The 13,435-nt window shown below is 74.6% G+C and carries 10 protein-coding genes; 9 read left to right on the top strand and 1 reads right to left on the bottom strand.

The genetic code is table 11. The annotated features are described in order from the left end of the window. The first annotated feature begins 1 nt into the window (after position 1). The 4 genes from CK485_RS04915 to CK485_RS04900 are packed head-to-tail and all read left to right on the top strand — an operon-like array spanning position 2 to position 4,211. Complete coding sequence (locus tag CK485_RS04915; RefSeq protein ID WP_109447261.1) at positions 2 to 982, top strand: sugar ABC transporter permease; 981 nt, start codon at positions 2 to 4, stop codon at positions 980 to 982. 6 nt (positions 983 to 988) lie between these two features. Continuing rightward, entirely contained in the window at positions 989 to 1,891 is a 903-nt protein-coding gene (locus CK485_RS04910) for a carbohydrate ABC transporter permease (protein ID WP_109447259.1), read from the top strand. Further along, on the top strand, positions 1,891 to 3,153 hold the full coding sequence (locus CK485_RS04905; protein WP_109447257.1) for a 6-phospho-beta-glucosidase: 1,263 nt from the start codon (positions 1,891 to 1,893) through the stop codon (positions 3,151 to 3,153). The genes CK485_RS04910 and CK485_RS04905 overlap by 1 nt, the downstream gene beginning before the upstream one ends. Then, positions 3,150 to 4,211, top strand: coding sequence for a BadF/BadG/BcrA/BcrD ATPase family protein (locus CK485_RS04900; RefSeq protein WP_241968157.1), 1,062 nt, complete (start codon positions 3,150 to 3,152; stop codon positions 4,209 to 4,211). Before CK485_RS04905 ends, CK485_RS04900 begins: the two co-directional genes overlap by 4 nt. Positions 4,212 to 4,306: 95 nt before the next feature. Here CK485_RS04900 and CK485_RS04895 read toward each other — a convergent pair whose 3' ends face one another. Next, positions 4,307 to 5,233 (bottom strand): amidohydrolase family protein, encoded by a 927-nt coding sequence (locus CK485_RS04895; RefSeq protein WP_109447255.1) that lies wholly within the window; start codon positions 5,231 to 5,233, stop codon positions 4,307 to 4,309. 461 nt (positions 5,234 to 5,694) lie between these two features. On the opposite strand from CK485_RS04895, the gene CK485_RS04890 reads away from it, so the two are divergent. The 5 genes from CK485_RS04890 to CK485_RS28955 all read left to right on the top strand — a co-directional run bounded on the left by CK485_RS04890 (position 5,695) and on the right by CK485_RS28955 (position 13,398). Further along, positions 5,695 to 7,065, top strand: a complete 1,371-nt coding sequence (locus CK485_RS04890; protein WP_241968135.1) for a hypothetical protein — start codon at positions 5,695 to 5,697, stop codon at positions 7,063 to 7,065. 92 nt (positions 7,066 to 7,157) lie between these two features. Then, positions 7,158 to 8,171 carry a glutamate ABC transporter substrate-binding protein gene (locus tag CK485_RS04885; RefSeq protein WP_241968134.1) on the top strand — a complete coding sequence of 338 codons (1,014 nt, stop codon included), beginning with the start codon at positions 7,158 to 7,160 and terminating at the stop codon, positions 8,169 to 8,171. A gap of 56 nt (positions 8,172 to 8,227) precedes the next feature. Next, a complete protein-coding gene (locus tag CK485_RS04880; protein WP_109447251.1) occupies positions 8,228 to 9,535 on the top strand; it encodes a hypothetical protein in 1,308 nt (435 codons plus the stop codon). Continuing rightward, on the top strand, positions 9,532 to 12,054 hold the full coding sequence (locus tag CK485_RS04875; RefSeq protein ID WP_199239225.1) for a serine/threonine-protein kinase: 2,523 nt from the start codon (positions 9,532 to 9,534) through the stop codon (positions 12,052 to 12,054). The genes CK485_RS04880 and CK485_RS04875 overlap by 4 nt, the downstream gene beginning before the upstream one ends. Positions 12,055 to 12,057: 3 nt before the next feature. After that, positions 12,058 to 13,398, top strand: a complete 1,341-nt coding sequence (locus tag CK485_RS28955) for a protein phosphatase 2C domain-containing protein (RefSeq protein WP_199239224.1) — start codon at positions 12,058 to 12,060, stop codon at positions 13,396 to 13,398. Positions 13,399 to 13,435 lie beyond the last annotated feature (37 nt).

The following is a 13,435-nucleotide window of genomic DNA, read 5'->3' as shown; positions in this document are numbered from 1 at the left end:
GATGGCCGCCTCCCTCACCACCCCGTCGGCCGGGCGCTGCGCGCGCACGGTCACGCCGAAGGCCAAGCGCCGCCGCTCGGCCCTGGTCACGCTGGCGTTCCTCGCGCCCTGGCTGATCGGGTTCGCGTTCTTCTTCGCCTACCCCCTGGTCTCGACCGTGTACTTCTCCTTCATGCACTACGACGGCTTCCGGCCGCCGACCTGGAACGGCACCCGCAACTGGTCGTACGTCTTCACCGAATACCCGCTGTTCTGGCCCGCGTTGCGCAACACGCTGTGGCTGGTGCTGGTGATGGTCACCACCCGAGTGGTCTTCGGGCTGGGTGTCGGACTGCTGATCACGAAGATCAAGCTGGGCACCGGGCTGTTCCGCACCGCGTTCTACCTGCCCTACCTGGCGCCCCCGGTCGCCGCCACCATGGCGTTCGCCTTCCTGCTCAACCCCGGCACCGGGCCGGTCGACCACCTGCTCGGCGACGTCGGGCTGCCGCAGCCGGGCTGGTTCAACGACCCGAGCTGGTCCAAGCCCGCGCTGACCATGCTGGCGCTGTGGGGCGTCGGCGACCTGATGGTGATCTTCATGGCCGCGCTGCTCGACGTGCCGAAGGAGCAGTACGAGGCCGCCGAGCTGGACGGCGCGGGCGCCTGGCAGCGGTTCCGCTTCGTCACGCTGCCGAACATCTCGCCCATCGTGATGTTCGCCGTCGTCACCGGCGTCATCCAGACCATGCAGTACTACACCCAGCCGATGATCGCCGGTCAGGTCGCCAGCGGGATCATCGGCAACTCCGGGCAGCAGTTCGAGCCCGGCTACCCCGACAAGTCGACGCTGACGCTGCCGCAGCTCGTCTACAACCTCGGCTTCCAGCACTTCGACACCGGCTCGGCCTGTGTCATCGCGCTCGTCCTGTTCGCCCTCGCCATGGCCTTCACCGCGCTGCTGATGCGCCGCCGTGGCGGCCTGATCCAGGCGGGAGACTGAACCGCCATGACCGACGTCCTCAAGGCCCCGGCCCCGGCGTCCGCGCCGGCCTCCCCGCCCGGCGGCGCCGCCCGCTCGGCCCGGCGCAGGGCCGCGCTGGAGTGGGTCGCGGTCCACTCCCTCGCAGTCGCCGCGGCGCTGTTCTTCGTGCTGCCGTTCGTCTTCGTGCTGCTGACCTCGCTGATGAGCGACAACCAGGCGCTGACCCGCTCGCTGTGGCCGCACCCGTTCGCATGGCACAACTACGTGACCGTCTTCCACACCGCGGGCTTCCTGACGTGGTGGAAGAACAGCCTCGTCTACGCGGTCTCGGGCACCGTGCTGACCGTGGTCTCCAGCGTGCCGGTGGCCTACGCGCTCGCCAAGTTCCGCTTCCGGGGCCGCAACACCGCGCTGATGCTGGTGGTCGCGACGATGATGCTGCCGCCGCAGGTGGTCATCGTGCCGATGTACCTGTTCTGGGCCAACCAGATGCACCTGACCGGCACCCTGTGGCCGCTGATCATCCCGATGGCGTTCGGCGACGCGTTCACCATCTTCCTGCTGCGGCAGTTCCTGGTGACCATCCCGAACGAGTACGTGGACGCCGCCCGCGTGGACGGCTGCGGTGAGCTGCGCACCCTGCTGCGGGTGATCCTGCCGATGGCCAGGCCCGCGATCGCGGCCGTGGCGCTCTTCCAGTTCTTCTACTGCTGGAACGACTACTTCGGCCCGCAGATCTACGCGAGCGAGAACCCCGCGGCCTGGACGCTCAGTTACGGACTGGAGTCGTTCAAGGGCGCCCACCAGACCAGCTGGAACCTCACCATGGCGGCCACGATGCTCGTGATGGCACCGGTGATCATCGTCTTCTTCTTCGCCCAGAAGGCGTTCGTCGAAGGCGTCACACTGACAGGAGTGAAGGGCTGATGAAGCTCGCCGTAGTAGGGGGCGGTTCCACCTACACCCCCGAACTCATCGACGGTTTCGCCCGGTTGCGCGAGACGCTGCCCATCGAGGAGCTGACGCTGATCGACCCGGCCGCCGACCGGCTGGAGCTGATCGGGGCACTGGCCCGGCGGATCTTCGCCCGCCAGGGCCACCCCGGCCGCGTCGTGACCACCGGCGACCTGGACGCCGGCGTCGCGGGCGCCGACGCGGTGCTGCTGCAACTGCGCGTCGGCGGCCAGGCGGCCAGGCAGCAGGACGAGACCTGGCCGCTGGAGTGCGGCTGCGTCGGCCAGGAGACCACCGGCGCGGGCGGCCTCGCGAAGGCGCTGCGCACGGTCCCGGTGGTGCTGGACATCGCCGACCGGGTCCGCCGGGCGGCGCCCGACGCGTGGATCGTCGACTTCACCAATCCGGTCGGCATCGTCACCCGCGCGCTGCTGAAGGCCGGGCACCGCGCGGTGGGGCTGTGCAACGTGGCGATCGGCTTCCAGCGCAGGTTCGCCGCGCTGCTGGACGTCGCGCCCGCCGACGTGCACCTGGACCACGTGGGCCTCAACCACCTCACCTGGGAGCTGGGGGTGCGGCTCGGCGGCCCGGGCGGCGAGGACGTGCTGCCCAGGCTGCTCGCCGAGCACGGGGACGCGGTCGCCGCCGACCTGAGCCTGCCGCGCCCCCTGCTGGAGCGGCTCGGCGTGGTGCCCTCGTACTACCTGCGCTACTACTACGCGCACGACGAGGTGGTGGGCGAACTGCGCCAGAAGCCGTCACGGGCCGCCGAGGTCGCCGCGATGGAACGCGAACTGCTCGCCCTGTACGCCGACCCCGCGCTGGACACCAAGCCGGACCTGCTGGCCAAGCGCGGCGGCGCGTTCTACTCCGAGGCCGCCGTCGCCCTCGCCTCGTCCCTGCTGCGCGGTACCGGCGACGTCCAGGTGGTCAACGCGTTCAACAACGGCACGCTGCCCTTCCTGCCCGACGACGCGGTCATCGAGACACAGGCGACGGTGGGCGCCGAGGGGGTGGCGCCGCTGCCGGTACCCGCGCTCGACCCGCTGTACGCGGGACTGGTCGCGGGCGTCACGGCGTACGAGGACCTGGCGCTGGACGCGGCGCTGCGCGGCGGGCGCGAGCGGGTCTTCCGGGCCCTGCTCGCCCACCCGTTGATCGGCCAGTACGCGTACGCCGAGGCGCTGACGGACCAGTTGATCGCGCACAACCGGGAGCACCTGGCGTGGGCCTGACCCCTTCCCGTCCGCCGTCGGCGCCCTCCGAGCGGCCGGCCGTGCCGGGCGGCGTGCTGGCGATCGACGCGGGCAACAGCAAGACCGACGTGGCCATCGTCGCAGCCGACGGCACCGTGCTCGGCACCGCCCGCGGCGGCGGCTTCCAGCCCCCGGTGGTCGGCGTGGCCGAGGCGGTCGCCGGGCTCGCCCCGCTGGTGGCGCTCGCCGCGCACGAGGCCGGGATCGCGGTGGACGCGCCGCCGCTGGTCGAGCAGGTCTGCGCGTGCCTGGCCAACGCCGACTTCCCCGTGGAGGAGCAGCAGCTCGAACTCGCCCTGCGCGCCTACGGCTGGGGACGGCGCACCCACGTCGCCAACGACACCTTCGCGATCCTGCGGGCCGGGGTGGCCGAGCCGCGCGGCGTCGCCGTGGTGTGCGGGGCGGGCATCAACTGCGTGGGCATGCTGCCCGACGGGCGCACCGCGCGCTTCCCCGCCGTCGGCCGGATCTCCGGCGACTGGGGAGGCGGCGCGTACCTGTCGGAGGAGGCGCTGTGGTGGGCGGCGCGTGCCGAGGACGGGCGCGGCGAGCCGACCGCGCTGGCCACCGCGCTGCCCGCCCACTTCGGCCTGTCCTCGATGTACGCGCTGATCGAGGCGCTGCACCTGGAGGTGGTCCCGGCGGCCGCCCGGCACGAACTCGTGCCGGTGCTCTTCCGCGTCGCGGACGGCGGCGACCCGGTCGCCCGGCGCATCGTGGAGCGGCAGGCACAGGAGATCACGGCGCTGGCGCGGGTGGCGCTGCGCAGGCTGGACCTGCTGGAGTCCGACGCGGTGGTGGTGCTGGGCGGCGGCGTGCTGGCGGCCCGGCACCCGCTGCTGCTGGACGACGTCGCCGCCCGGCTGGCGGCGGTGGCGCCGCGGGCGGTGGCCCGGGTGGTCAGCGCGCCGCCGGTGCTGGGGGCGGCGCTGCTGGGGATGGACCGGGTGGGCGCGGGCCCGGCTGCCTCGGCACGGCTGCGCGAGCACTTCGGCGCCGACGCGCCCGCCGACGCGGTTGATACGGCGGGGTGTTGAGGTCCCGGGGCCGCCGTGGGCCGTGAGCGCCCTCCAGGCCGCCGGACGCCGTCGCCCCGTGGGGGGAGCGGCGGCGTCCGGCGACCCCGCCGCCTTCAGCCCTTGATCCCGAACAGCCGTGCCGCGTTGTCGTGGCAGACCGCGTGCAGCCACGCGTCGCCGAGGTCGAGGCGGGCCAGCGCCTGAAGCGCGTGGGCGTACGGATAGGGGATGTTGGGGAAGTCGCTGCCGAACAGCACGCGGTCGCCCAGCGCCGCGAGCCTCGGCAGCAGGTCGCGCGGGAACGGCGTCGTGCGCTCGGCGAAGTCCGTGAACGCCATCGTGGTGTCCAGCCGGACGTGCTCGTACCGCTCGGCCAGCGCGAGGAAGTCCGCGTACTGCGGCATGCCGAGGTGGGCCACGATCACCGGCAGCCGCGGATGCCTGGCCAGCAGCGCGCGCATCGGCCCCGGCCCGGTGAACCTGCCCGGCGCGGGGCCCGAACCGCAGTGCGTGACGACCGGCGTGCCGCTGTCCTCCAGCAGCCCCCACGCGCCGTCCAGCAACGGATCGCCGGGGTCGTAGTCGCCGACCTGGAGGTGCGCCTTGAACACCCGCGCCCCCGACTCCAGCGCCTCGCGCACGTATCCGGCGACGCCCGGCTCCGGATACAGGGTCGCGGTGTGCAGGCAGTCCGGCACGCGGTCGGCGAACCCGGCGGCCCAGTCGTTGAGCCAGGCGGCCATGCCGGGTTTGTGCGGGTAGATCATCGAGGTGAACGCCCGCACGCCGAAGCCGCGCAGGATCGCCAGCCGCGTCTCCTCGTCCTCGCGGTAGGCGATCGGCCACTCCCGCCCGATCAGCGGCCCCGCGGCGTCGAAGTACGCCCGGACCTTCGCCAGGACGCGTTCGGGCATGAAATGGGTGTGCACGTCGACCAGCGAGGTCAGGCCGGCCGCCCGCAGGAACGCGCCCACACGGTCGCGCTGAGCGTCGTCGCGCTCGCGCTGGGCGTCGTCCTCGCCCGGGTCCCGCACCGCCATCGGCCGTCTCCGTCCTGCTCGGTGGTCCTGCTCGGTGGTCCTGCTCTGTGATCCTGCTCGGTGGTCCTGCTCGGTGGTCCTGCTCTGTGATCCTGCTCGGTGGTCCTGCTCGTCGGTCCCCGATCGGGGGTGCCGCTCGGTGGCCACGCCACGGGGCGTCCCGCGGGCGTCGTGCCGGGTCGCGTGCCGGGGCGCGGCCGTGCGTTCCGGGCAAGATCACGGAAATGCCTAGGAGGATGTCAGTGGGGGTGGCCATACTGCTGGGTAAGAAGTGACGGGTACGGCGTCCGCTCGGCAGGAGCGGACGGCGAGGGCGGCGCCCAGGGGGGAGGGTCACGGTGGCAGGCATGCCGACGCACGCCGGTAACGACGGCCCGGCGGCGTCCCCCAGCGGCAGCCCGACAGCGGCCCCGGGCAACGGCCTTGTGGCGTCACGCGGTTCGGGCGGCCGTGCGGTGCCCGTGGGCCCGACCGCCTTGTCCGGGCTGCCCGCACCGCGCCGCCCCGTGTGGGCCGCGCGCGCCGAGCGGCTGCGCGCCGCCGCGACGACGGAACCGGGGCGGCTGCGGCTGATCGCCACGCTGCTGGCGGCGCTGCTGCTGGCGTTCGGCGCGGTCGCCGCCTGGCAGACCGCGCAACGCGTCGGCGCGGCCCGGGCGGTGGCCACCAGCAGTCAGCCGCTGTCCGCCGACGCGGCCGAGATCTACCGCAGCCTCGCCGACGCCGACACCACGGCCGCGACCGGCTTCCTGGTGGGCGGCGCGGCCCCCGCCGACGTGACCAGCCGCTACAGCACGGACGTGCGCACCGCCGCGCAGCTGATAGCCAAGGCGGCCGCGCACAACGCCGGTTCGCCGCTCGGGCAGGCCCAGGTGACGTTGCTGAGCGAGCGACTGCCGGTCTACACCGGCCTGGTGGAGACCGCGCGGGCCGACAACCGGCAGGGCCTGCCGCTCGGCGGCGCCTACCTGCGCTACGCCAACGAGCAGATGGCCGGGACGCTGCTGCCCGCCGCACAGAAGCTGTACCGGGCCGAGACCGGCAGCCTCGGCGTGGACTACGCGCACGCCGAGCAGGTGCCCTGGGCGGCGCTCTGCCTGGGCGCGGTCGCGCTGGCCGCGCTCGCCTGGGCGCAGCGGCGGCTGTACCGGCGCACCCGCAGGGTGTTCAACCCGGGCCTGCTGGCGGGCTTCGTGGCCACCGCCGCGGCGCTGCTGTGGCTGGCCGGGGGCCAGTTGACCGCGCGCGTCGACCTGCACGACTCCTGGGCGCACGGCGCGCGCTCCCTCGACGTGCTCGACGCGGCCCGGATCGACGCCCTCCAAGCCCGCGGCGACGAGAACCTGACGTTGGTCGCCCGGGGCGGCGACACCCAGTACGAGACGCTCTACGAACGGGAGATGACCGACCTGGCCGGGCCGGGCCCGGGCGGCGACGGCGGGCTGCTGGGGCGGGCGCTGGCGCTGGCCGACGAGAACGGCGGCCGCGCGCCGGTGCGCGCGGTGGCCGCCGACGTGGTCACCTGGCGCGCCCGCCACCAGGTCGTGCGGGCCGACGACACCAAGGGCGACTACGTCTCCGCGGTGGCGGGCGCCATCGGCGGCACGGACTCGGCCGGTCACCTGATATCGGCGACGACGGGCCAGTCGTTCGACGCGGTGGACGCGGGACTGCGGCAGGCGCTGGACCACGAGACCGGTGAGTTCCAGCGGTCGGCGGGTGCCGCGCGGGACGCGCTGGCCGGGCTGCCCGAGGGTGCGGCGGCGCTCGCGGCGCTGGCCGTGGCCGCTTCGCTGATGGGCGTCTCCCGGCGGCTTTCGGAGTACCGGTGAGCTTTGGGAGCACCGGTGAGGTGGGTACAGGGATGGGGGCGACGGGACGGCAGGGCACGCGGGAGCGACGGGGAGGCCGGGGTGACGCGACGATGAGCGGTGCGGCCGGGAGGCGGACGCGGCGGCTGCGCGGCTGGGGCGGTGTGGGCGCGATGGCCGGTGCCTGCGCGCTCGCGCTGACCGCGGCGCTGGTGCTCGTGCCGTGCGAGCCCGCCATGGACGCGCCGGCCGGAACGGCGGCCGTGGCGGACGGACCCGGAGCGCCGGACGTGGCGCGGGCTCGCCCGGCGTCCGACGAGACGTGCGCGCACCCGGAGGCGAGCCTGCGCCCGTCGTCCGCGGCGGGCCCCGCGGTCCGGCGCATCCAGAAGCGTGGCTACCTCGTCGTCGGTGTGGACCAGGACAGTTACCTGTGGGGGTACCGCGACCCGAACACCAACCAGCTCGTCGGCTTCGACATCGACCTGGTCAAGGCCATAGCGCGCGACATCCTTGGCCCCGATCCGAGGATCGTCTACCGCACCGTCCCCACCGACCAGCGCATCCCCGCGGTGCGTTCGCACGAGGTGGACATGGTGGTGCGCACGATGTCGGTCACCTGCGACCGGATCCGGCAAGTGGCGTTCTCCACCGCGTACTTCGAGGCGGGCCAGCAGCTGCTGGTGCCCAGGACCGGCACCACGGTGACCGGGTTCGACGACAGCCTGCGGGGGAAGCGGGTGTGCACCGCGTCCGGTTCGACGGGCGAGGCCCTGCTGCGTGCCGAGCCGCACGGCGCCCGGATCGTGCTGGTCGCCAATCAGATCGACTGCCTGGTGCGGCTTCAACTCGGTCAGGTGGACGCCGTGTTGACGGACAACGCGCTCGCCGCAGGTCAGGCCGCCCAGGACCCGGCCGTCCATCTGATCGGACAACCGCTCACCCATGAGCCGTACGGCGTGGCGATGAACCTCGGCGACACGGACCTGATACGCCGGGTCAACGCCGTCCTCGACGCCTACCGCGCCGGTGGCGCGCACAGCCCGTGGACGCGGTCCTACGACAAGTGGCTCGCGCACGACCTGCCGGGGATCAGCGGCCCCCCGGCGCCGCTCTACGAGGACTGACCGCGCCGCGCGGCGGACGCCGCCGGGGCGGGGGACGAGGCCGGGAAGGGAGTGCGATGACGGTGGCGGGATCCACCGGGCCGGTGATGAGCCGGGAGGAGGTCGACCGCGCCCTGGCGCGGCTGGCCAGCGAGCACGAGGCGATCGAGGCCTCGCTGCTGGCGCTCCAGGACCACGCGGGCCGCAGGCTGCTGGAGGGCACCGCGCTCAGCGGGCTCACCAAGGAGCGCTGGGCGTCGGTCGAGCCCGTGATCCCCGCGCTGTGGGACCACTTCGAGGTCTACGGCGCCGCCCTGCGCACCGCCCGCGAGCTGCGTGGCGACCGGCGCTGGCCGCCGTCCGGCGATCTGGCGCGGCTGACCCGGACGTTGCGCGGCGACGGCGTCACGGTGCCCGGCGGCGTCCTGCCGGACGTCGGGCACGACGCGCCGGGAGATCCGGTGCTGCTGCCCGAGCCGATCGGCCTGGAGCGGCTGGCCGAGCGGATGAACGACTGGTACGCCGAGGTCATCGCGGTGGTCACGGCGGCCGACGCGGTGTGGTCGGCGCTGCCCGCCCGGATCGACCTGCTGTCGGCGGAGGCCCGCAGGGTCGAGTCGCTGGCCCGGTCGGTGGGCGTACGGCCGTCGGAGCACCCGGCCGGGGACGACCTGGAGCAACTGATCGCCGAACTCGCCGCGCTGCGCGCCGAGGTGGTCGCCGACCCGCTGGCGTACTGGCTGCCCGCCAAGGGCCGCCGGGCGGGCGGCGGCCGCCCCGACACCCGGCGCTACGAGCGGGCGGAACGCGAACTGGAGGACATCCGACGCGAGGTGGAGGCGGTGCTGCACGTCCGGGAGGACGCCGAGCACCGGTTGATGCGCCTGCGCGACGTGCTCTCGCGGGCCGACCGCACGCTGACCGAGGCGAGGTCCGCGCGCGGCGAGGTGCTGGCGAGGATCGCCGGATCCGTGGTGCCCGCGGTGAGCGGTCCGTCCGCCGCGCTGCACGAACGGCTGGCGGTCGCGGTCGGCTACCACCGGGCGGGCCACTGGCACCGGCTCTCCCCGCTCCTTGACGACCTGGAGGAGCAGGCCGACGAGGAACTCCAGCGCGCACGGGCCTCGTTGACCGCGGTGACCGCCCCGCTGGCGGTCCGCGCGGAACTGCGCGGCAGGCTCGACGCGTACAAGGCGCGGGCCATTCGGCAGGGCACGGCGGACGATCCGCTGCTGATGGAACGCTATGACCAGGCACGGCGTCTGTTGTGGAGCGCGCCCTGCGATCTGCGGGCGGCGGAGAGCGCGGTGCTGCGCTTCCAGGAGGCGGTCGCCGAGGCGCCGGCCGCCGAGGGGGCGGCGGACGGGGGAGGGACCGAGGGATGAGGTGCGGCAGACCGGGCTGCGACGGGCGTCTCGAGGACGTCGGTGGCACCACGCCGTACTGCGACGTCTGCGGCCTGGCGCCGGGCCCGGGCGGCGACCCGGGCGAAATGGACGAAGGGGAGCCCACCGTCCGCGGTGACAGCGCCTCGTCGGGCGGCTCGTGGCCGTCGCGTTCGTCGTCCTCGCGCCGGTCGGTCCCCGGGCGGTTGTCGCGGTCCCTTGGCGCGGGCGGCGAGCGTTCGGTGTCGGTGCGCGGCTCCGGTTCGCACTCGCGCGGCGGCTCCTCGGGCCGCGGTGAGCTGGGCGCCGGTCTGGTGACCGTGCCGCCGGTGCCCAGGAGCGATCCGCGCGCGGCCGTGCTGGCCGACCCCCAGGTGGCCGAGCGCAAGCGGTGGTGCGGCAACAGCGCGTGCGGCGCGCCGGTCGGCCGCTCGCGCGGGGAGCGCCCCGGGCGCACCGAGGGCTACTGCACGCGCTGCGGCCACCCCTACTCGTTCACGCCCAAGTTGCGCCCGGGCGACGTGGTGCGCGGGCAGTACGAGGTCGCGGGGTGCATCGCGCACGGCGGCCTCGGCTGGATCTACCTCGCCCTCGACCACGCGGTCGGCGACCGCTGGGTGGTGCTCAAGGGGCTGCTGGACACCGGCGACAAGGACGCGCTGGCGGCGGCGGTCTCCGAACGGCGCTTCCTCGCCGAGATCGAGCACGCCACCATCGTGCGCATCTACAACTTCGTCGAGCACCTCGACCCGCGCACCGGCAGCCTCGACGGGTACATCGTCATGGAGTACGTCGGCGGCCGGTCGCTGAAGGAGATCGCCGCCGCGAGCCGGGACGACTCGGGACACCGCGAGCCGCTGCCGGTCGAACAGGCCGTCGCGTACGGCATCGAGGCGCTGGACGCGATCGGCCACCTGCACGAACGCGGGCTGCTGTACTGCGACTTCAAGGTCGACAACGCCATCCAGCAGGGCAGCACGCTCAAGCTGATCGACCTCGGCGCGGTGCGCAGGATGGACGACGCGGTCAGCCCCGTCTACGGCACGATCGGCTACCAGGCCCCCGAGGTCGCGAGCGCCGGCCCCTCGGTCGCCTCCGACCTGTACACCGTGGCGCGCACGCTCGCGGTGCTGACCTTCGACTTCCAGGGCTACTCCAGCGTCTTCGCCGACAGCCTGCCGCCGCCGGACGAGATCGAGGTCTTCTCCCGCTACGAGTCGTTCTACCGGCTGCTGGTGCGCGCCACCGACCCCGATCCGCGGCGGCGCTTCGGGTCGGCGCGGGAGATGGCCGAGCAGCTGACCGGGGTGCTGCGGGAGGTCGTCGCGCTGAACACCGGGCAGCCGCGGCCCGCGCTGTCGGTGCTGTTCGGCCCGGAACTGCGCGTCCCTGACACCGAGCTGGTACGACCGCTGCGGGGAAACCACTCGGCGCTCGGCGCGAGGAGGCCGCGCCGGCGCCGTCTCGGCGGCCGTACGGCCGTACCGGCGCAGCGCACGTCGGACGGCGACGAGGCGTCCGCCCCCGCGCCCCCCGGTGCCGCACCGCTCTTCGGCGCGCCACCCGGTGCCGTGCCGCCCGGCACCGTCGCGGAACTCGACCCGCGCGCCTGCGCGCTCGCGCTGCCCCGCCCCTACCCGGATCCGGAGGACCCCGAAACGGGCCTGCTGGCCGGGCTGTCCGGCGCCGGTCCCGCCGAGACGCTGACCGCGCTGGCCGCCTCCCCCGGTACCTCGCCGGAGAAGCGGTTGCGCCAACTGCGCGCCCTGCTGGAGCTGGACGACCACGCGGGCACCGCGGCGACGCTGGCCGCGCTGGAGGCCGAACGGCCCGACGACTGGCGGGTGGTGTGGTACCGCGGCCTGGTGTCGCTGGCGACCCGCGACCACGCGAGCGCCGCGATCGCCTTCGACGCGGTCTACGACGCGTTCCCCGGCGAGACCGCGCCGAAGCTGGCGCTGGCGGTCTGCGCGGAGGCGCTGGGCCAGGCGGACAACGCGGCCGAGTACTACGACCTGGTGTGGACGACCGACCGCGGCTACGTCAGCGCCGCCTTCGGACTCGCCCGGGTGCGGCTGGCGGCGGGCGACCGGCGGGGCGCGGTGGCCGCGCTGGAGTCGGTGCCTGAGTCCTCCGTCCACCACGCGGCCGCGTGCGCCGCCTCCGTCCGGGCCCGGCTGCGCGCCCGCTCGCCCCGGGAGCCGTTGCTGCCGGATCTGCTGAGCGCGGCGGAACGTATCGAGCAACTCGGACGTTTGGGAATCGACGCGGTACGGCGGGAGACGTTGCGGGCGGAGTTGCTGGGCAGCGCCCTGGACTGGGTGCTGGCCGGACGCGACGGCGCGCCGCCCGGTACCGTTCCGCGGACCGCCCTGCTGGGGGACGCCGTGGAGGAACGCGATCTGCGCTTCGGCCTGGAGCGCTCGTATCGCACGCTCGCCCGGCTCGCTCAGCGGGGTGAGGACAGGATCAACCTGGTGGAGGCGGCCAACCGCTTCCGCCCCCGGACGTGGGTGTGACCGATGCCGCAAATGACCGTCTGCCCCTCCTGCGCGGAACACCTCGAACCCGAGGACAGGTTCTGCGGCAACTGCGGTACGGCGCTCGCCGCCTCCCCCCAGGGGGCGGCGCCCGCGTCCGGTCAGGAGATCCCGCGCCAGCAGCAGGCGCCCGCCACGGCGCCGTCCGACGGCACGGCGTCCGACGGCGGCGCGGCCGGGGCCGGGGCCGGGGCCGGGGCCGGGGCCGTCGGCGAGGACGACGCGCACTCCGGTGACTACGGGCTCGCGCCCCCGGCGCAGAGTGCCGGCGCGCGCGGGCCGCGACCGCCCGCGGAGCCCCCGGTGCCCCCCGTCGCGGCGGCGGCGCCGCGACAACCGGCGTCCGCCGTTCCGCAGCCGCGTCCCGGCGCCGCCGACCCGCGACAGGAGTTGCTGATGACGGAGGCCGGCGCGCCGGACGCCTGCGTGGCGTGCGGCGCGGACGATTCCGGCGGCGGGCCGGGTGTGGGCGAGGACGGCGTCTGCCGCCGCTGCGGCCACGTCCAGCCCAAGGAACGCGATCACGTGGAGCGGGAGTTGGCCGAGGTCGCCGCGGTGACCGACCGGGGCCTGCGGCACCACCGCAACGAGGACGCCTTCGCCGTCTCGCGCACCGACCTGCCGGACGGCGCCCCCGCCGTGATCGCGGTCGTCTGCGACGGCGTGTCCTCGGCGACCCGGCCCGACGAGGCGTCCGCCGCGGCCTGCGAGGCGGCCGAGGCGTCGCTGCGGATCGCGCTGGCCGCGGGCGGCGACCCGGGCACCGCGATGCGCGACGCGCTGCTGAGCGCGGCGGAGGCGGTCAACGCCCTGGCCGACCCGGAGACCCGCGACGACCCGCACCACAACGCCCCGGCCTGCACCTGCGTCAGCGCTGTCGTCACCGGCGACCTGCTGACGGTGGGCTGGATCGGCGACAGCCGCGCGTACTGGATCCCGGACGACCGTATCGGCGAGCGCCCGTCGCGGCTCACCGAGGACGACTCGTGGGCGGCCAGGATGGTCGAGGCCGGGCTGATGTCGCAGGAAGAGGCGTACGCGGACCCCCGGGCGCACGCCATCACCGGCTGGCTCGGCGCCGACGCGGTCGAACTCGACCCGCACACCGCCTCGTTCCAGCCGGACCTGCCGGGCGTGGTCGTGGTGTGCAGCGACGGACTGTGGAACTACGCGGAGTCCGCCGCCGAGTTGGCGGCCGTCGTCCCGGCGGACGCCCGCGCCCGTCCGCTGCGGGCCGCCCAGGCCCTGGTCGGCGTGGCACTCGACGGCGGCGGGCACGACAACATAACGGTCGCGGTGGTGCCCTTCCCCGCGCGGGTCTAGAGGACGCGAGGGATGCGGGGGTGCAGGCGGCGCGCAC

It is taken from the genome of Streptomyces sp. ICBB 8177 (genome assembly GCF_003144095.1).
GTDB lineage: Bacteria > Actinomycetota > Actinomycetes > Streptomycetales > Streptomycetaceae > Streptantibioticus_D.
This window is presented reverse-complemented; position numbering and strand designations above follow the sequence as displayed.